General features: G+C 70.3%; 19 protein-coding genes. 7 read left to right on the top strand and 12 right to left on the bottom strand.

Annotation, left to right across the window (positions count from 1 at the left end):
- The first annotated feature begins 33 nt into the window (after positions 1 to 33).
- The 5 genes from E2L08_RS17350 (at position 34) to E2L08_RS02515 (ending at position 5,229) form a co-directional block, all read left to right on the top strand.
- Entirely contained in the window at positions 34 to 168 is a 135-nt protein-coding gene (locus E2L08_RS17350; protein ID WP_276321511.1) for a hypothetical protein, read from the top strand.
- A complete protein-coding gene (locus E2L08_RS02530; RefSeq protein WP_133395491.1) occupies positions 158 to 1,675 on the top strand; it encodes a hypothetical protein in 1,518 nt (505 codons plus the stop codon). The genes E2L08_RS17350 and E2L08_RS02530 overlap by 11 nt, the downstream gene beginning before the upstream one ends.
- Entirely contained in the window at positions 1,672 to 2,601 is a 930-nt protein-coding gene (locus tag E2L08_RS02525; protein WP_133395490.1) for a tyrosine recombinase, read from the top strand. Before E2L08_RS02530 ends, E2L08_RS02525 begins: the two co-directional genes overlap by 4 nt.
- Positions 2,602 to 2,638: 37 nt before the next feature.
- Positions 2,639 to 3,958 carry an HlyC/CorC family transporter gene (locus E2L08_RS02520; RefSeq protein WP_240758001.1) on the top strand — a complete coding sequence of 440 codons (1,320 nt, stop codon included), beginning with the start codon at positions 2,639 to 2,641 and terminating at the stop codon, positions 3,956 to 3,958.
- Positions 3,959 to 4,029: 71 nt separating this feature from the next.
- The gene (locus E2L08_RS02515) at positions 4,030 to 5,229 is read left to right on the top strand and encodes a cytochrome P450 (RefSeq protein ID WP_133395489.1); all 1,200 of its coding nucleotides are present in this window, start codon (positions 4,030 to 4,032) and stop codon (positions 5,227 to 5,229) included.
- On the opposite strand, the gene E2L08_RS02510 is transcribed toward E2L08_RS02515, so the two are convergent.
- Genes E2L08_RS02510 through E2L08_RS02500 form a run of 3 tightly spaced genes read right to left on the bottom strand, consistent with a single transcriptional unit; the run spans position 5,217 to position 8,620 of the window.
- Positions 5,217 to 6,686 (bottom strand): carboxypeptidase M32, encoded by a 1,470-nt coding sequence (locus tag E2L08_RS02510; RefSeq protein WP_133395488.1) that lies wholly within the window; start codon positions 6,684 to 6,686, stop codon positions 5,217 to 5,219. The two genes, E2L08_RS02515 and E2L08_RS02510, sit on opposite strands and share 13 nt — an antisense overlap.
- Complete coding sequence (gene ctaA / locus E2L08_RS02505) at positions 6,683 to 7,825, bottom strand: heme A synthase (protein WP_133395487.1); 1,143 nt, start codon at positions 7,823 to 7,825, stop codon at positions 6,683 to 6,685. The genes E2L08_RS02510 and ctaA overlap by 4 nt, the downstream gene beginning before the upstream one ends.
- Before the next feature lie 57 nt (positions 7,826 to 7,882).
- Positions 7,883 to 8,620: an RNA methyltransferase gene (locus tag E2L08_RS02500; RefSeq protein ID WP_133395486.1), complete on the bottom strand. Its 738-nt coding sequence runs from the start codon at positions 8,618 to 8,620 to the stop codon at positions 7,883 to 7,885.
- Between the two features lie 93 nt (positions 8,621 to 8,713).
- On the opposite strand from E2L08_RS02500, the gene E2L08_RS02495 reads away from it, so the two are divergent.
- Positions 8,714 to 9,334, top strand: coding sequence for a thiamine phosphate synthase (locus E2L08_RS02495; RefSeq protein ID WP_133395485.1), 621 nt, complete (start codon positions 8,714 to 8,716; stop codon positions 9,332 to 9,334).
- Here E2L08_RS02495 and olsA read toward each other — a convergent pair.
- The 3 genes from olsA to E2L08_RS02480 form a co-directional block, all read right to left on the bottom strand.
- Complete coding sequence (olsA, locus tag E2L08_RS02490) at positions 9,278 to 10,162, bottom strand: lyso-ornithine lipid O-acyltransferase (RefSeq protein ID WP_133395484.1); 885 nt, start codon at positions 10,160 to 10,162, stop codon at positions 9,278 to 9,280. The genes E2L08_RS02495 and olsA overlap by 57 nt on opposite strands.
- Positions 10,159 to 10,926 carry an L-ornithine N(alpha)-acyltransferase gene (gene olsB, locus E2L08_RS02485; protein ID WP_133395483.1) on the bottom strand — a complete coding sequence of 256 codons (768 nt, stop codon included), beginning with the start codon at positions 10,924 to 10,926 and terminating at the stop codon, positions 10,159 to 10,161. The genes olsA and olsB overlap by 4 nt, the downstream gene beginning before the upstream one ends.
- A 159-nt stretch (positions 10,927 to 11,085) precedes the next feature.
- A complete protein-coding gene (locus tag E2L08_RS02480) occupies positions 11,086 to 11,262 on the bottom strand; it encodes a DUF3553 domain-containing protein (RefSeq protein ID WP_133395482.1) in 177 nt (58 codons plus the stop codon).
- Positions 11,263 to 11,277: 15 nt separating this feature from the next.
- On the opposite strand from E2L08_RS02480, the gene E2L08_RS02475 reads away from it, so the two are divergent.
- Positions 11,278 to 11,895, top strand: a complete 618-nt coding sequence (locus E2L08_RS02475; RefSeq protein WP_133395481.1) for a histidine phosphotransferase family protein — start codon at positions 11,278 to 11,280, stop codon at positions 11,893 to 11,895.
- Positions 11,896 to 11,913: 18 nt separating this feature from the next.
- On the opposite strand, the gene E2L08_RS02470 is transcribed toward E2L08_RS02475, so the two are convergent.
- The 6 genes from E2L08_RS02470 to E2L08_RS02445 all read right to left on the bottom strand — a co-directional run bounded on the left by E2L08_RS02470 (position 11,914) and on the right by E2L08_RS02445 (position 17,066).
- Positions 11,914 to 13,179 carry a glutamate-5-semialdehyde dehydrogenase gene (locus tag E2L08_RS02470; RefSeq protein WP_133395480.1) on the bottom strand — a complete coding sequence of 422 codons (1,266 nt, stop codon included), beginning with the start codon at positions 13,177 to 13,179 and terminating at the stop codon, positions 11,914 to 11,916.
- On the bottom strand, positions 13,176 to 14,303 hold the full coding sequence (proB, locus tag E2L08_RS02465; RefSeq protein WP_133395479.1) for a glutamate 5-kinase: 1,128 nt from the start codon (positions 14,301 to 14,303) through the stop codon (positions 13,176 to 13,178). Before proB ends, E2L08_RS02470 begins: the two co-directional genes overlap by 4 nt.
- Positions 14,291 to 15,334 (bottom strand): GTPase ObgE, encoded by a 1,044-nt coding sequence (gene obgE / locus E2L08_RS02460; RefSeq protein WP_133395478.1) that lies wholly within the window; start codon positions 15,332 to 15,334, stop codon positions 14,291 to 14,293. Before obgE ends, proB begins: the two co-directional genes overlap by 13 nt.
- Positions 15,331 to 15,909: a GNAT family N-acetyltransferase gene (locus E2L08_RS02455; protein WP_133395477.1), complete on the bottom strand. Its 579-nt coding sequence runs from the start codon at positions 15,907 to 15,909 to the stop codon at positions 15,331 to 15,333. The genes obgE and E2L08_RS02455 overlap by 4 nt, the downstream gene beginning before the upstream one ends.
- 143 nt (positions 15,910 to 16,052) lie before the next feature.
- A complete protein-coding gene (gene rpmA / locus E2L08_RS02450; protein WP_133395476.1) occupies positions 16,053 to 16,322 on the bottom strand; it encodes a 50S ribosomal protein L27 in 270 nt (89 codons plus the stop codon).
- Between the two features lie 6 nt (positions 16,323 to 16,328).
- Positions 16,329 to 17,066, bottom strand: coding sequence for a 50S ribosomal protein L21 (locus E2L08_RS02445; RefSeq protein WP_133395475.1), 738 nt, complete (start codon positions 17,064 to 17,066; stop codon positions 16,329 to 16,331).
- Positions 17,067 to 17,205 lie beyond the last annotated feature (139 nt).

The raw sequence follows: 17,205 nt of genomic DNA, 5'->3' as shown, positions 1-17,205 counted from the left end.
GCGAACGGCGCGTTTTCGTTGCAAGGGGCCTTCGTGCTTACTCTTCTCAAGATCGTGGTGTTTCTCCTCGTCATCGGGTTTGTCGGGCTGGCGGGATATGCCTATCTCGGCGATCTCGAACCCACCCCGGTGGACAGCAGCGAACCCGTGGATCTCGATGCGCTTTGACCGGCTTGCCGCGCCCGCGCTTGCGCTTGCGCTGATCACGGCCCCCGCGGCGGGCGACGAACGCCGCCCCGTGATCGACTGGCTGTCCGACAGCGTCGAGACGCCGCGCCCAGTCGCGCCGCGAGACGGCGACGTGGCGTCGAACGCGATGCCCCGCCCGGTTGCGGTCAGCCGGCTCGACGCGCCGACGCCCGACCTGCTGGGGCTGGCCGGGCCGCTGGTCGATACCCTGCCCCGCCCGCTCTGGTCCCGCTCGGAAATGGAGGCGTTGCGCCCCCGCCTCGCCGCGATCCGCCCGGCCCAGCTGACCGCGATGCAGCGGCTGGTGACGGCGATGCTGGTGGCTCCTTCGGCCCCGCCCGCGGGCAGCGACGGCATGGCCATGTATCTCGCACGGGTCGACGCGCTGCTGGGCCTGGGCGAGCTCGACCAGGCGCGCGCGCTGCTTGCCCGCGCCGAGATCGACGGCCCCGAGACGTTCCGGCGGTGGTTCGACATCGCGATCCTGACCGGCACCGAGAACACGGCCTGCCGGCGGATGCGGCTTTTACCCGAGATCACGCCAACCCTGCCCGCGCGCATCTTTTGCCTTGCGCGCACCGGCGACTGGCCCGCGGCCGCGCTAACGCTCGAGACGGCGCGCGCGCTGGACGTGATCGAGCCCGCACTTGCCAACCGGCTGACGCGGTTTCTCGACGATTTCGCGGGGGGCGTGCCGCTGGCCCCGCCCGCCTCGCCTTCGCCGCTGGATTACGCGCTCTACGAGGCGATCGGAGAGCCGCTGCGCAGCGCCAGCCTGCCCATCGCCTTTGCCCATGCCGATCTGCGCGACAATGTCGGCTGGCGCGCCCGGATCGAGGCGGCCGAGCGGTTGGCGCGCGCGGGTGCCATCGGGCCCGAGCGGCTCTGGTCCGTCTATCAGGAGCGGCTCCCGGCGGCCTCGGGCGGGGTCTGGGACCGGGTGAACGCCATCCAGCGGTTCGAGACGGCGATGCGCGCCCGCGACCCGGCCGCCGTTGCCGGCGTGCTGCCCGACGCCTGGGACCAGATGGGCGCGGCCGATCTGCGCCCGATCTTTGCCGAACGCTATGGCGCGGGGCTGCTGCGCCTGCCGCTCGAGGGCGCGGCCGAGCGCATCGCCCTGCGCGCCGCCATGCTGTCGGGGGGCGAGGAACGGCTCCGCGCGACCGAGACCGCCGCGCGGCGCGAGCCCGAGCTTGCCGCCTTGGCCCGCGGTCAGGATAAGGCCATCGCCGACCCGACCCCCGAGATCGCCGCGATCCTGCGGGGGCTGCGGGCCGAGGACCTGACCCAGGACAACCGCCGCCTGATCGAGGACGACCGCCTCGGCGAGGCCCTGCTCGAGGCGGCCGAGCTGCTGGACGAGGGGGCGGGCGGCAATCTCGACGCCGTGACCGAGGGGCTGTCGCTGCTCGTGGCGCTGGGGCTGCGCGATACCGCCATCGACGCCGCGCTCGAACTCGCCATCCTGGGGATGCAGCCGTGACCGAATCGACCCCGTCGGCAGACCGGATCGCGGCATTCATCGAGGCGCAGGCGGCCGAGCTTGGCGCGGCGCGGAACACGCAGCTTGCCTATGCGCGCGACCTGCGCGACGCCGCCGAATGGATGGCCCGCCGCGGCACCGATTTGATGGCCGCCGACCGCGACATGATCGAGGCCTACCTGTCCCATTGCACGGCGCAAGGGCTCGCCGCCGCGACCCGTGCGCGGCGGTTGTCCTCGATCCGGCAGTTCTTTCGCTTTGCCTTTAACGAGGGCTGGCGCGACACCGATCCTGCCATCGAGATCCGCGGCCCCGGCCGCGCGCGCCGCCTGCCCAAAACGCTGGGCGTCGAGGATGTGGTCGCGCTGATCGAGGCCGCGCGCCGCCATGGCCGGAGTGCGGCCGACCGCGCCCGCAACCTCTGCCTGATGGAGCTGATCTATGCCACCGGGATGCGGGTGAGCGAACTGGTCTCGCTGCCCGCCGCCGCCGCGCGGGGCGATCCGGCGATGCTTTTGGTGCGGGGCAAGGGCGACAAGGAACGGATGGTGCCGCTTTCGCCCGCCGCGCGCGCCGCCCTCGCCGATTGGCTGGTCCACCGCGATGCGGGCGCCGATGCGCGGTCGCGGTTCCTGTTCCCCTCGCGCGGGGCGCTGGGCCACCTGACGCGCAACCGTTTCTTTTTGTTGGTCAAGGAACTGGCGCTGGCCGCCGGACTGCCCCCCGATGCCGTGACGCCGCACACGCTGCGCCACGCCTTTGCCACCCACCTGCTCGAGGGCGGGGCGGACCTTATCTCGATCCAGACGCTTCTGGGGCATGCCGATGTCTCGACCACCGAAATCTACACGCATGTCGTCGATGCGAGGCTGCAAGAGCTCGTGCTGACGCATCACCCGCTGGCCCGCCCGCGGGACGAGGCTTGACGCCCCGCGCGCGGCCCCTCGTAATCCCCCTGAAAACATGGCAACGAACCTGATGGAAACGACCGGCTCTTACGATATCGCACTCTTCATCACCGGCGGCTCGATCCTGTTGCTGCTGGTTCTCTCGGCGTTCTTCTCGGGCTCCGAGACGGCCCTGACCGCCGCCTCGCGCGGGAAACTGCGCGCGCAGGCCGACCGGGGGTCCAAGAATGCCGAGCGGGCTCTCAAGATCACCGAGGATAACGAGCGGCTGATCGGCTCCGTCCTGCTCGGCAACAACCTTGTGAACATCCTCGCCACGTCGCTGGCCACGGCGCTTTTCACGACGCTGTTCGGCGATTCGGGTGTCGCCGTGGCGACGCTGGTGATGACACTGCTGGTGCTGATCTTTGCCGAGGTTCTGCCCAAAACCTATGCCATCACCAATGCCGAACGTGCCGCGGCGGGGGTGTCGGGGCCGATCTCGATCGTCATCCGCGTCTTTGCCCCCGTCGTGACGGCGGTGCGCGCGCTGGTGCGGGGCGTGCTGCGCCTGTTCGGAGTGCTGACCGATCCCGACACCCAGATCCTCGCCATCCGCGACGAGATCGAGGGCGCGCTCAATCTCGGCCATTCCGAGGGCGTGGTCGAAAAGGAAGATCGCGACCGCATCCTCGGCGCGCTCGACCTGTCCGAGCGCACCGTCGAAGAGATCATGCTTCACCGCTCCAAGATCGCGATGCTGAACGCCGATGACAGCCCCGCCGAGCTGCTGCGCCAATGCCTCGAAAGCCCGCATACGCGGCTTCCGGTCTATCGCGATTCGCACGAAAACATCGTCGGCGTGATCCATGCCAAGGATCTGCTGCGCGCGGTCTATGCCCGCCGCATCGCGGCGCAGTCCGACGAATCCGTGCTGACCGAGTTCGACATCGCCGAAGTGTCGATGCCGGCCTATTTCGTGCCCGAGACCACGACGCTCGACGACCAGATGCGCGAGTTCCTCCGCCGCCATACGCATTTTGCGCTGGTCGTGGACGAGTACGGTGCGCTTCAGGGTCTCATCACGCTCGAGGATATCCTCGAGGAAATCGTGGGCGAGATCACCGACGAGTTCGATCTCGACGGCGAAGTGCCCTATCGCCACACCGATGCCGGCGACTGGATCATCGACGGCGGCATGACCATCCGCGACCTCAACCGGGCCGCGGATTGGCAACTCCCCGACGAAGAGGCCAACACCATCGCCGGGCTGGTCATCCACGAGGCGCAGACGATCCCCGAACAGGGGCAGGTCTTCATCTTCCACGGTTTCCGCTTCGAGGTGATCCAGCGCACCGACAACCGCATCACGCGGCTGCGCATCCGCAAGCTCTGAGGCGCGGGAGCGGCGAACCAACGCGGTCCGACCGCGTTGGTCCGGCAATTCTGTCCGTTGTCGGTGCCGCCATGCCTCACGATCTGACCCTCGCCATCGCCCGCGCGCCCTATACAGCGCTGTCCGACGCCGCCCGCCGCCACGATGCGCGGGCTTTCGAGGCCCGGCTGTTCGGGCGGCGAACGACCGTGCTGACCGGCGCCGAGGCCGCGCGGGTCTTCTACTCCGACGCGATGGAACGCGCGGGCTCCGCGCCCGCGTTCCTCGGCTATTCGCTGTTCGGCAAGGGCGGGGTCCAGGGGCTCGACGGCGAGGCGCACCGCGCGCGCAAGGCGTTGCATCTCGATCTCATGACCCGCGACACGCCCGCCGAACTGGCGTCCCGCGTCTCGGACGCGCTCGATACCTTGGCCGAAGGGCGCCCCGACCTCGTCACGGTGCAGGACGCGGCCGAGCTGATCCTCGCCCGCGTGATCTGCGACTGGGCGGGCGTGCCTGTCGCCCCGGACGAGATGCGGATGCGCGCGGCGCAGCTTTCCAACCTGTTCGAGCACGCGGCGCCGATCCACCCGGCATTCCTCAAGGCGGTGCGGGCGCGCCGGCAAAGCGATGACTGGGGGGCGAGCCTGATCGGGGCGGTGCGCGAGGGCCGGCTCGAGGTGCCGCAGGATCGCGCGCTCTACCGCATCGCCACATGGCGCGACCACGAGGGCGCGCTGATGCCGCCCGATGTGGGCGCGGTCGAGCTGTCGAACGTGCTGCGCCCCTTCGTCGCGATCTCGGCGTTCCTGACCTTTCTCGCGCATGTCATGAAGACCGAGCCCAAGGCGGCCGGGGCCGATCCGCACGACCTCGTTCAGGAAACCCGCCGCACCGCGCCGTTCTTTCCGATGCTGGTCGCCCGCGCGGCCCGTGCGACCGAGGCGCTGGGCCATCCGATCCCCCAGGGGCAGCGCGTGCTGCTTGACATCTATGGTACCAATCGCGACGCGTCGGTCTGGGACGCGCCCGACGCCTTCCGCCCCGAACGGTTCAACGGGCGCGAGGTCGGCCCCTTCGAGCTCATCCCGCAGGGCGGCGGCGATCATGTGTCCGGGCATCGCTGTCCGGGCGAGTGGACTACCATTGCCGTGATGGAGGCCTTTGTCCGCTGGTCCCGCCGCGTCGCATGGGATGTGCCCGACCAGGACCTGACGCTCGATATGCGCAGCCTGCCCGCCCTGCCCCGTGACCGGATGCGGATCGCGCGGCTGCGGCCTCAGAACCCGTAGATCGCGCCGAACTTTGCCTTGAGATAGTCGAGCAGCGGCCCCTCGTCGGGCTCGGCCTTGCAGGCGCGCGCGATCAGGTCCCGCGGCGCGTAGAGCCCGCCATGGCGCTGCACGTTCTCGCGCAACCAGCCGGTCGCGGGCGAGGTGTCGCCCCGCGCGAGGGCCCGATCGAGATCGGGCAGATCGCGGCGCAGCGCCGCCATCAGGCACCCGGCATAGACATTGCCCAGCGTATAGGTCGGGAAATAGCCGAACAGCCCCACCGACCAATGCACATCCTGCAGGCAGCCATGCGCGGGCCGGTCGACGGGATAGCCGAAATCGGACTGGAACCGCGCGTTCCACGCCTCGTCCAGATCGGCGGGGTCGAGCCGGCCGGCGATCATGTCGCGCTCGAGATCGAAGCGCAGCATGACGTGCAGGTTGTATTGCACCTCGTCGGCCTCGGTTCGGATGAAACCGCGATGCAGCCGGTTCACCGCGCCATAGAACCCGTCGGCATCGAGGCCGGTATCGCCGAAGGCCCGCGTCATCTCGCCGTGCAGCCACCCGGTGAACGCACGCGAGCGCCCGATCTGGTTCTCGTAGAGGCGGCTCTGGCTTTCGTGCACGCCCATCGACACGCCCGCGCCCAAAGGGGTGAACAGGTAATCGGGGTCGATCCCCTGCTCGTAGGCGGCATGCCCGACCTCGTGGATGGTCGAATAGAGGCAGTTGAACGGGTCGAGCGCCTCGGTCCGGGTGGTGATCCGCACGTCGGCCCCGCTGCCCGAGCTGAAGGGATGCACCGCGCGGTCGATCCGGCCCCGGTCGAGATCGTAGCCAAAGCCGAGCGCCAGCCGCTCGGCCAGCCTCATCTGCGTGTCGGGGTCGAAACTGCCCTCGAGCCGCGGCGGCTGCCGGTCGGATCCGAGCGCCCGGTCGCGCAGCGCGATCAGCCGCGGCCGCAGCGCGTCGAACATCGCGCCCAGCGTGGCGGAGGTCGCCCCCGGCTCGTAATCGTCGAGCAGGGCGTCATAGGGATCGCGCCCGTCGGCGATGCACTCCGCCTCTTCGCACTTGAGCGCGACCACGCGGCCCAGCACCGGCGCGAAGGCGGCGAAATCGTCGGCCGCACGCGCCGCCGCCCATTTGCCCTGCGCGATAGACGTGGTCCGCGCAAGCTCGGCCGCGAGCCGCGCGGGCACGCGGGTCGCCCGGCGATAGCTGCGCGCGATATGGCGCAGGTTGGCCGTGGCCACGGCATCCTCGGGCGCGGCCGCGTCCAGCCAGTCGCCGATGCGCGGATCGGTGCGGCGCGCATGGATCACGCCCTCGATCGCGGCCATCTCCTCGCCGCGCTGCTCGGCCGCGCCGCGCGGCATCACCGTTTCCTGGTCCCAGCCCAGGCGGCCGGCGATCTGGCCCAGCGCCTCGGTCTCGCGCTGAAAGGCCATCAGGTCGTCATAGGTGCTCATGCGTCCCTCACGGATTGCGAAAGGGGATAGCCGCTCTGGTGGCGGCCGCGCAGGACGAGCACCCACAGCACCACGGCGCCAAGCTGGTGCAGGATCGCCAGATGCCATGGCGCCGAGTACATCACCGTCACGATGCCCAGCACCATCTGAACGACCAGCATCGCGAGGATGCCGTGCCACGCGGCGCGGGTCTTGCGATAGGAGGACCGGCGCGCGCGCATGAAAGCAAAGATGCCGAAGGCCAGCAGCGCATAGCCCGACATCCGGTGCATGAACTGCACCAGCCCGTCATTCTCGAAGAAGTTGCGCCACAGCGGCTCGATCTGGAGCGGATCGGGCGGCAGGAACCCTCCGGCCATCAGCGGCCAGTCGGTATAGTTGCGGCCCGCGTCGATCCCCGCGACGAGCGCGCCGAGGATGATCTGGAGGAATGTCAGCCCCGCCATGATCCCCGCCAGCCGCATCAGCCCCGCCTCGCGGCCGCGCCGCGCCTGCATGAGCGCGGCCTCGCTTCGCGAAAGCTGCAAAGCGAACCACGCGATGACGCCCAGGATCACGAAGGCGAGGCCCAGATGCGTCGCCAGCCTGTAGGACGCCACGTCGACCCGGTCGCCGGTCAGGCCCGAGGCCACCATCCACCATCCGATGGCCCCCTGCGCGCCGCCAAGCGCGCCCAGCAGCAGCAACCGCCCCGTCCAGCCGGGCGGGATCTTGCGCGCCACCAGAAAGCCCACAAAGCCGATGGCCCAGACCAGCCCGATCACGCGCCCGAGCTGCCTGTGGCCCCATTCCCACCAATAGATCACCTTGAACTCGTCCAGCGTCATCTGGCGGTTCTGCAACTGGTATTCGGGCGTCGCCTGGTAGGCGGCGAACTCGCCCTGCCAATGCTCGGCATCGAGCGGCGGGATTGCGCCGGTCACGGGGGCCCATTCGGTGATAGACAACCCCGAATCCGTCAACCGCGTCAGCCCGCCCACGGCGATCATCACGACGACCAGCGCGAACAGCACCCATAGCCATGTGCGCACCGCCCGGCGCGCCCCGCGCGGGCGCGCGTCGATCATGCCGCCGCGCGGCGTGTCGGGGCGCGGGGCGGCGTCGCCCACCTCTTCGAAGATCGCGCGTCGCTGGCTCATGTCCGGTCCTTTCCGAAGATCGCGCGGAAACTATAAGCCCGCGCCCCTCCCCGCAAGTCAGCGCCCCCGGACGAGCTGCCGCAGGGCACCGTGCAGCATCTGCACATCGGCCCGGCTGAGCGGCATCCGCGACCACAGGTTGCGCAGCGAGCGCTTCATGTAAGGGGCCTTTTCGGGCGGGAAAAAGAACTGCACCGCGTCGAGCCGGTCCTCCCAGTGATCGGCGAGCCGCTCGACCTCGATGGCGGGCGCGGGGGCATGCATCGGATCGGGGCGCGATTGCGGCGGCGGGGACGCGTCGCCCGCCATCTGCCGCCGCCACTCATAGGCCATCAGCAGCACGCATTGCGCGAGGTTGAGCGAGGCAAAGCCCGGATTGACCGGCACCGACACGATGGCCGAGGCCCGCGCCACGTCGTCATTCTCAAGGCCCGCGCGTTCCGGCCCGAACAGGATCGCCGTGCGCTCGCCCGCCGCCGCGCGCGCCCGTATTCCGGCCACCGCCGCCTCGGGGGTCAGCACGGGCTTGTCGAGCCCCCGCACCCGCGCGGTCGTGGCCAGCATGAAACTGCAATCGGCCGCCGCCGCGCCGATGCCCTCATGCACCGTCGCCGCCTCGAGCACCGGGTCGGCCCCGGCCGCCATCGCGCGAGCGGCGGGGTTGGGCCAGCCGTCGCGCGGGCCGACGAGCCGCATGTCCTCGAGCCCGAAATTCAGCATCGCCCGCGCGGCGGCCCCGATATTTTCGCCCAGTTGCGGGCGGACGAGCACGATGGCGGGGGCAAGGTCGGACATGGCGCGGGTGATAGGCGCGGCGCGGGGTCTGGGCAAGCGGGTCGTGCCTGCGCTAAGGACGCGCGCACGCCCTTTTCCCGGCAGGAGCCCGCCATGGCCGACGACGCGCCGCAGCTATATCTCGTCACCCCGCCGCAATTCGACCCCGACCCCTTTTCCCAGACGCTCGCCGGGTTGCTCGACGCGCAACCCGTGGCCTGCGTGCGCCTCGCGCTCGCCACGCGCGACGAGGAAACGCTGATGCGCGCGGCCGACGCGCTGCGTGGCGTGACCGAGCCGCACGACGTCGCGCTTGTCATCGCCGATCACTGGAAGATCGCCGAGCGGGCCGGGCTCGACGGGGTGCATCTGGGCGACGGCTCGCGCAACGTGCGCAAGGCCCGCGCCGATCTGGGGGCGGATGCCATCGTCGGCGCGTGGTGCGCGACCTCGCGCCATGACGGCATGACCGCGGGCGAGGCAGGGGCCGATTACATCGCCTTCGGCCCCGTGGGCGGCCCGACGCTGGGCGAGGATGCCCGCGCCGAGGACGAGCTGTTCCAATGGTGGTCCGAGATCGTGGAGCTGCCGGTCATCGCCGAGGGCGGGCTCGACGAGGCCGCGCTGTCCCGTCTGGCCACGATCACCGATTTCGTGGCGCTGGGCGAAGAGCTCTGGTCAGCGCCCGACCCCCTGCGGCGGCTGGCCGAGCTCACGGCGGCGCTCCACGGCTAGGCGGATCGCGGCCTCGGTCGCGCGGGCCAGCGCCTTGCGGTCGGGCGACGCGGCCACCTCGACCGGGGCGTGCCAGTCGACCGCGACCCGCCCGTGCCGCGGCGCGGCGAGCAAATGCAGCAGATGCGCGCCGAACGCCATGTCGCCCCACCACCCATAGAACCGCGGATCGGCCCCCGCGGGCGCGGTATAGACCACCGAGACGGGCTGCACCGAGATCGCATCGCGCAGCCCTTCTGCAAAGAAGGCCCCGAACAGCGTCGCCTTGAAGGGCAGAACCCGCATCCCGTCGGTCGATGTGCCCTCGGGAAAGAACAGCAGCCGATGCCCCGCCCGCAGCCGCGCCTCGAACAATGCCGTCTGTGCGCGCGCCTCGCGCGGGTCGCGGCGGATGAACACGGTTCCCGTGGCGCGCGCCAGCCAGCCGATGCCCGGCCAGCCCGCCACCTCGGATTTCGACACGAAATAGAGCGGCCCCGCCGCGTTCAGAACGAATATGTCGAGCCAGCTCGAATGGTTGGCGACCAGCGCGCCGCGCCTGCGCATCGGCGCGCCGGTCGTCTTGCAGCGCAGCCCGATCAGGGTCAGCGCGGCGCGGCAGACGCCCACGGTGACCCAGGGCGTCACCGGACGCGCCAGCGCTGAGCCGCGCGAAATCCGGGCGCCGAGGGTCATCGCAGGCGCCTCGATCGCGCGCAGGATCATGTGGACGGCAAGCCCTCCGAACACGACGAGCGCGAGCGGCACGCCCTTGGCGAAAACTCGCAGCCAGCCCGCGGCCGAGATGGGGACGGGATCGGGGGGCGGCGCGCCGCGCCAGGTGCTCATCCCGCGCGGCCCCGCGCATAGAGCGCGCGCGAGCGCGGGTTCATCCGCGCCGCATCCATGACGAGACAGACATCGGTGGTGTTGAAGCTGCGATCGACAAAAGCCCCCTCGCCCACGAAACCGCCCAGCCGCAGATAGGCCTTGATGAGCGAGGGCACCGCGCGCATCGCCGCCACGCGGTCGATGGCGGCCTCGGGCAGCAGGTCCATCGCGGCCGCGCCCTCGCCCGTGGCCCGGACCCGGAGCGGCGGCGGCGCGAGATGGCGGTGATGCAGGATCGACAGCGGCGCGGCCAGCGCCTCGGGGTCGGTGCCGTGGAACGAAGCGACCCCGAACAGGATCTCGATGCGGTGGCGCTGCACGTATTCGGCGAGCCCGTTCCAGAGCACCGACATCGCCGTGCCGCCGCGGTAATCGGGATGCAGGCAGGACCGCCCGAGCTCCATCAGCCGCCGCCCCGAGGCGCGCAGCGGCGCGAGGTCGTATTCGCCCTCGGTGTAGAACCCCCCGGCGCGCGCCGCGCAATCGTCGCGCATCACGCGATAGACCCCGATGGCGCGGTCGGGCTCGGGGCGGTTCATGTCGCTCAGGATCAGGTGGTCGAAAAAGGGGTCGAAGCGGTCGGCCTCGATCCGGGCGGCGTGATCGACCATCGGCCCGTCGCCGCCGAGTTCCTCGACAAAGACGCGATAGCGCAGGCGCTGCGCGGCGCGCAGCTGGGTCTCGGTCGTGGCGAGATCGAGAGAGAAATCGGGCTCGGGCATCACTCGCCGGGGTCGGGGGGCGTCGGGGCCCGCGAAAACGGATCGGTCGGGCGGCTCGCGGGGTGTGCCGTGTCATAGGCGCCGCGCCGCCGTGACGCAACAGCCCCGCCCCGTGCGCTTAACCTTCGGTTAAGACTTGCGGGCCATACCGGGGGGAAGTCAGAACACGGGGATGAGGTCCACATGTCGACCGTCGATGACCACCTTGCCCACCTCGCGGAACATAACCGTGACGGTGCCGCCGATATTGCTTTGCACCTGCCCGTCGCCCCAGTCGGGACGGTCGGGGTGGCGCACGATCATGCCCGGCTCGAGCAGGGCGTTCATATCGGACATGGCGACGGCTCCTTCATGTCGGCGGATACGGGCGTGACGGCGCGCGAGTCCGAACTGGCGATGCTGGTCTCGTCGCGGATCTGTCATGACCTCATCTCACCGCTGGGCGCCATCGGCAACGGGCTCGAGCTGCTGGAACTGTCGGGAACCATCGCCGGGATGGAAATGCCGCTGCTCAAGGACAGTTCGCGCAGCGCGCTGGCCCGGATCAACCTGTTTCGCCTGGCCTTCGGTCCCGCGTCGCAGGGACAGACCATGGCGGGCGACGAGATCTCGCGCATATGCCGGTCGTCCTGGACCTCGCAGCGCGTCGGAATCGATTGCGACCTGCCCGCGACCACCGACCGGCGGCTCGCCCGGCTGGGGGTGCTGCTGGTGCTTTCGGCCGAAACGCTCTGCCCGCGCGAGGGGCATATCGCGCTGGCGCAGACCAGTGGCGGGCGGCTGGCCGCCACGCTGACGGCGGGGGCGCTGCGCGAGCCCCCCGGTTGGGAGGACATGCTGACGGATGCCGAGGCGCCCTTGCCCGCCGCCGCGCTGGTCCATCTGCCGCTGGCCCAACGCGCGGCCGCGGCGCTTGGCCGGCGGATCGAGATCACGCGGCATCGCGGTGCGATCACGCTCGCGGCCTGAGCGGGCCGCGCCCGACGATCAGCTGCGCACCGCCCCGTCGCCCCTGACGCGGTACTTGAAGCTCGTGAGCTGGCGCGCGCCCACCGGACCCCGCGCATGAAGCCGACCGGTCGCGATGCCGATCTCGGCGCCCATCCCGAACTCTCCGCCATCGGCAAACTGGGTCGAGGCGTTGACCATCACGATGGCGCTGTCGACCTCGTTCAGGAACCGCTCGGCCGCGGCGTCATCCTCGGTCACGATGCAATCCGTATGATCCGAGCCGTAGCGCGCGATATGGTCCATCGCCGCGTCGAGATCGTCGACCACCCGCGCCGCGATCACCTTGTCGAGAAACTCGCGCCCCCAGTCGTCTTCGCCCGCGGCCACAACCCCCTCGATCGCGGCGACCTCGGCCGAGCCGCGCACCTCGACACCGGCATCGAGCAGCGCGCGCACCACTCCCTGTCCCACGGTCGCAATCGCGTCGCGATGGATCAGCAGGCATTCGACGGCGCCGCAGATCCCGGTGCGCCGGGTCTTGGCATTCAGCACGATCCGCAGCGCCTTTTCGGGATCGGCGCTCGCGTCGAGAAAGATATGCACGATCCCCTCGAGATGGGCAAAGACCGGCACCCGCGCCTCGGCCTGCACCAGTCCGACCAGCCCCTTGCCGCCACGCGGCACGATCACGTCGATCACCCCGGTCATGCCCAGCATCCGCGAGACCGCGGCGCGGTCGCGCGTCGGCACGAGCTGGATCGCATCTTCGGGCAGGTCGGCCGCGCGCAGCCCCTCGACGAGGCAGGCGTGGATCGCGGCGGCGCTGTGATGGCTTTCCGAGCCGCCGCGCAGGATGACCGCATTGCCCGATTTCAGGCAGAGCGCCCCGGCATCTGCGGTCACGTTGGGCCGCGATTCGTAGATCACGCCGATCACGCCCAACGGCGTGCGCACCCTTTCGATGGCGATGCCCGACGGGCGGTCCCAGGCCTCGACGATCTCGCCCACCGGGTCGGGCTGGGCCGCGATGGCGCGCAGGCTTTCGGCGATGGCCCTCACGCGCGCCTCGTCCAGCATCAGCCGGTCGAGCATCGCGGCGCCGAGCCCCTTGTCGCGGGCAGCATCCATGTCGCGGGCATTGGCCGCCACCATTCCCTCCGCCCGCGCGACCAGCGCATCGGCCGCGGCCGACAGCGCGTCGGACTTGGCGGCCGATGAAGCGATGGCCAGCCGGGACGCGGCCGCGCGCGCCCGCGCGCCGATCTCGTCCATCATCGCCGCGATATCGTCCTGCACGGTCATCCCGTTCCCCCCTGAAGCACCATGTCGTCGCGGTGGATCAGCGCCGCGCGACCTGGATAGCCCAGAACCTCGACGATCCGGTCCGACCGGCACCCGGCGATGGCCCGCGCCTCGGTCGCGGTATAACGCGCAAGCCCGTAGCCCGCCACGATATCGTCGGGGCCGCGGATCTCGACCGGATCGCCGCGGCCGAACCCGCCCTCGACCGCCACAACACCGGCAGGCAGCAGTGACCGCCCCGCCTCGAGCGCGCGACGTGCGCCCGCGTCGATGCGCAGCGTTCCCTGCGGCTTCATCGCCGCGATCCAAGCCTTGCGCGCGGTCTGCGGATCGCCCTGCGGCAGGAACCAGGTGGCCCGCCCGCCGCCCCCGAGCGCGGCCAGCGGATGCAGCGCGCGCCCATCGGCGATGGCCATGGCGCAGCCCGCGCCGGTCGCGGTGCGTGCGGCCATGATCTTGGTGCGCATGCCGCCCTTGGACAGGGCCGTGGCCGGGCCGCCGGCCATCGCCTCGATCTCGGGGGTGATGCGTGCGACCTCGTCCAGGTGGCGCGCCTCGGGGTCGGTTTGCGGATTGGCGGTATACAGCCCGTCGACATCCGACAGCAGCACCAGCTGATCGGCGCCCACGGTCACGGCGATCTGCGCGGCGAGCCGGTCGTTGTCGCCGAACCGGATCTCGTCCGTGGCCACGGTGTCGTTCTCGTTGACGATGGGCACGCAGCCCAGCCGCAGCAGGGTGCCCAGCGTCGCGCGCGCGTTGAGATAGCGACGCCGGTCGGCGCTGTCCTCGAGCGTGACGAGCACCTGCGCCGCGCTCAGCCCATGCGGGGCCAGAACCTCTTCGTAGGCGCGGGCAAGGCGGATCTGGCCCACGGCGGCGGCGGCTTGCGCCTGCTCGAGCGGCAGATCGGCGCGGCCGAGCCCCAGCACCTCGCGTCCCAGCGCGATGGAGCCCGACGAGACCAGCACCACATCCGTGCCCTGCGTGCGAAGCGCGGCGACATCGGCGATCAGCGCGCGCAGCCAATCCGCGCGCAGCGCACCGTTGTCGCGGTCGACCAGCAGCGCCGAGCCGATCTTGACGACGAGGCGCCGCGCGGCGGCAAGGCTCAGGGCTGCCACGTTCCGCCCCCGGACATGTCGGGCGACGGCGAGGCCGCGCGCAGCCGATCCTGCGAGATCTCGGCGCGGACCGCGCGCAACACCTCGGCCAGCCCCTCGCCCGAAACGGCCGAGAGCGCCATGACCGGCCCCGCCGCGGCGGACAGCGCCGCCATCCGCGCCGCGCGCGTCTCGTCGTCGAGCGCGTCGATCTTGCTGAGGCAGGTCACGCGCGGCTTGTCGGCCAGCGCGCCGCCATAGGCCTCGAGCTCGCCGATCACGGTGGCCCAGTCGGCGGCGACATCCTCGCTCGACCCGTCGACGAGGTGGAGCAGCACGGCGCAGCGCTCCACATGGCCGAGGAACCGGTCGCCGATGCCGCGCCCCTCGCTTGCGCCTTCGATCAGGCCCGGAATATCGGCCATCACGAACTCGGCCCCGTCGATGCCCACGACGCCGAGATTGGGGTGCAGCGTGGTGAACGGATAGTCGGCGATCTTGGGCCGGGCATTCGAGGTCGCGGCGAGAAAGGTCGATTTGCCGGCATTGGGCAGGCCCAGAAGCCCCGCATCCGCGATCAGCTTGAGCCGCAGCCAGAGCGTCCGCTCGATGCCGGGCTGGCCGGGATTGGCCCGGCGCGGCGCCTGATTGGTCGAGGTCTTGAACCGCAGGTTGCCCCAGCCGCCATTGCCGCCCTCGGCCAGCACGACCCGCTGGCCCAGCGTCGCAAGATCGGCGATCACTGTCTCTTCGTCCTCGTCGAGGATCTCGGTGCCGACGGGCACCCGCAGCACGATATCGGCGCCGTTGGCCCCCGTGCGCTGCTTGCCCATCCCGTGCTGGCCGTTCTTGGCAAAGAAATGCTGCTGATAGCGGAAATCGATCAGGGTGTTCAGCCCGTCCACGGCCTCGGCGATGACATCGCCGCCATCGCCCCCGTCGCCGCCATCCGGCCCGCCGTATTCCATGAACTTTTCGCGGCGGAAGGACGCGGCCCCGCCGCCCCCCGCACCCGAGCGGATCTGGATTCGCGCTAGATCGAGAAACTTCATCGCGGCGCCTCCGGTGATTTCGAGAACAAGCCGATAGACGACCAGCCCCGCCGTCTCAACCCGCGTACGGCCCGCCAGTCGGCGCGGGTCACGACCACGAGATGCGCGGCGGCCGTTTGGCCATAGGCGCGGAACATGCGTTCGGCGGTCCCGGCATGGCGGAACCCCAGCTTGTCGAGCACCCGCGCCGAACGCGCGTTCGTCGCCATGTAGCACGACGCGAGGCTGTCGCGCGTCGGATCGGCAAAGGCCGCGTCGAGCACCAGCCGCCCGGCCTCGGTCGCGTAGCCCTGCCCCCAGGCGCGGCGATCCAGCCAATAGCCGAACTCTCCGGCGATCGAGATCACCCCGCAAAGCCCGCCATCGTCGCAGATCGCCCATGTCCGGCGCGGCTCGGCCGCGGGCGAGGCGATGAACGCCTCGGCGTCGTGCCGGGCATAGGGAAACGGCACGACAGCGAGCCATTTGGACACGTCATAATTGCCGACGCCCGCCACGATGGCGTCCGCGTCGCCCGCGCGCAGCGGCCGCAGGCGCAGCCGCGCGCCGGTCAGATAGGCGGTGTCAAAGCTCATGTCGTCATGGATACAGGGGCACGGAAGCGAAGGAAGCGGGAGGATCGGATACCCCGTTTCCGAAGGATCCTTGACGGCAAAAGGGGGACCGGCCGACGCCGATCCCCCAACGATACGAATGGCCTGAACGGGCGCGGACGCCGTTACTCGGCGGCTTCGGCCTCGGGCAGGACCGAGATGAAGGTCCGGCCCTTGAGCCCCTTGTGAAAGGTCACGCGCCCTTCGGAGGTCGCAAAGATGGTGTGGTCGCGGCCGAGGCCCACGCCCTCGCCCGGCCACCACTTGGTGCCGCGCTGGCGCACGATGATGTTGCCCGGAATGACCTCCTGGCCGCCGAACTTCTTCACGCCGAGTCGACGCCCTGCAGAGTCGCGACCGTTGCGGCTGGAACCGCCTGCCTTTTTATGTGCCATGCGTCGTCACTCCTTCTCGGCGTTGAATTCTTTGGCCTGGTCGATCCAGTTGTCCCGCTCGATCCGGCCCTTGAACGAAAGCTGATCGTCCATATAGGCGATTTCGGCGGGGCCCCAAGCCATGATCTGGTCGAAATGGAACACGCCCGCGTCATGCAGCTTTTTCTCGAGCGCCGGGCCGACGCCCGAAATCCGTTTGAGATCGTCGGGCTTGCCGTCGCGCGCCTCGGTCAGCAGGTTGCCGGGCTTGACGGTCTCGCCGCCGGCCGCCGCATCGGTCTTGGCCGCCGATTTCTCGGACGCGCCGCCGGTGGCCACGCGCTTTTTCATCTCGGCCTGGCCCGCGCGGTCGTGAACGATGTCGCCGCTATCGGCCTTGACCCCGGTCCAGCCGGCGATGCCCGCCCCGATCGCTTCCTTGACGCCCGAGGACGCGGCCCCCGATTCGAGAATGTCGGTCACGCGCAGAAGCGTGAGCTGCTGGCGATGGCCCTTGGTCCGCTTGGAGCCGTGCTTGCGCCGACGCTTGACGAAATGGATGACCTTTTCGCCCTTGATCTGGTCGATCACCTGCGCCTGCACGCCGGCCCCGTCCACGAAGGGCGTGCCGATGGTCGAGTTGACCATGAGGATTTCGTTGAACTGGACCGTGTCACCGGCATCGGCCGCAAGTTTCTCGACACGCAGGACGTCGCCTGCCTGAACCCGATACTGCTTGCCGCCGGTCTTGAGAACCGCGAACATCGTCGTCTTCCTTTGTCTGCCGCGTCCTGTGGCCTGCCCCTCGTGGGACCGGTTCCGGGATTATTTCCCGCCTCGGACAGCGCGCCCCCAACGGGGCGTCATGTCAATTGGATCGCCCGGTGGTGCAAGATGCACCGGC

It is taken from the genome of Palleronia sediminis (assembly GCF_004358695.1).
Classification (GTDB): domain Bacteria; phylum Pseudomonadota; class Alphaproteobacteria; order Rhodobacterales; family Rhodobacteraceae; genus Palleronia; species Palleronia sediminis.
Note: the sequence above shows the minus strand (reverse complement) of the source record. Positions and strands in the feature narration are given on the sequence as shown.

Coding starts and splice junctions, on each gene's coding strand:
- E2L08_RS02530 (WP_133395491.1), top strand. CDS start 158: ATGCGCTTTGACCGGCTTGCCGCGCCCGCGCTTGCGCTTGCGCTGATC.
- E2L08_RS02520 (WP_240758001.1), top strand. CDS start 2,639: ATGGCAACGAACCTGATGGAAACGACCGGCTCTTACGATATCGCACTC.
- E2L08_RS02515 (WP_133395489.1), top strand. CDS start 4,030: ATGCCTCACGATCTGACCCTCGCCATCGCCCGCGCGCCCTATACAGCG.
- E2L08_RS02510 (WP_133395488.1), bottom strand. CDS start 6,686: ATGAGCACCTATGACGACCTGATGGCCTTTCAGCGCGAGACCGAGGCG.
- ctaA (WP_133395487.1), bottom strand. CDS start 7,825: ATGAGCCAGCGACGCGCGATCTTCGAAGAGGTGGGCGACGCCGCCCCG.
- E2L08_RS02500 (WP_133395486.1), bottom strand. CDS start 8,620: ATGTCCGACCTTGCCCCCGCCATCGTGCTCGTCCGCCCGCAACTGGGC.
- E2L08_RS02495 (WP_133395485.1), top strand. CDS start 8,714: ATGGCCGACGACGCGCCGCAGCTATATCTCGTCACCCCGCCGCAATTC.
- olsA (WP_133395484.1), bottom strand. CDS start 10,162: ATGAGCACCTGGCGCGGCGCGCCGCCCCCCGATCCCGTCCCCATCTCG.
- olsB (WP_133395483.1), bottom strand. CDS start 10,926: ATGCCCGAGCCCGATTTCTCTCTCGATCTCGCCACGACCGAGACCCAG.
- E2L08_RS02480 (WP_133395482.1), bottom strand. CDS start 11,262: ATGTCCGATATGAACGCCCTGCTCGAGCCGGGCATGATCGTGCGCCAC.
- E2L08_RS02475 (WP_133395481.1), top strand. CDS start 11,278: ATGTCGGCGGATACGGGCGTGACGGCGCGCGAGTCCGAACTGGCGATG.
- E2L08_RS02470 (WP_133395480.1), bottom strand. CDS start 13,179: ATGACCGTGCAGGACGATATCGCGGCGATGATGGACGAGATCGGCGCG.
- obgE (WP_133395478.1), bottom strand. CDS start 15,334: ATGAAGTTTCTCGATCTAGCGCGAATCCAGATCCGCTCGGGTGCGGGG.
- E2L08_RS02455 (WP_133395477.1), bottom strand. CDS start 15,909: ATGAGCTTTGACACCGCCTATCTGACCGGCGCGCGGCTGCGCCTGCGG.
- rpmA (WP_133395476.1), bottom strand. CDS start 16,322: ATGGCACATAAAAAGGCAGGCGGTTCCAGCCGCAACGGTCGCGACTCT.
- E2L08_RS02445 (WP_133395475.1), bottom strand. CDS start 17,066: ATGTTCGCGGTTCTCAAGACCGGCGGCAAGCAGTATCGGGTTCAGGCA.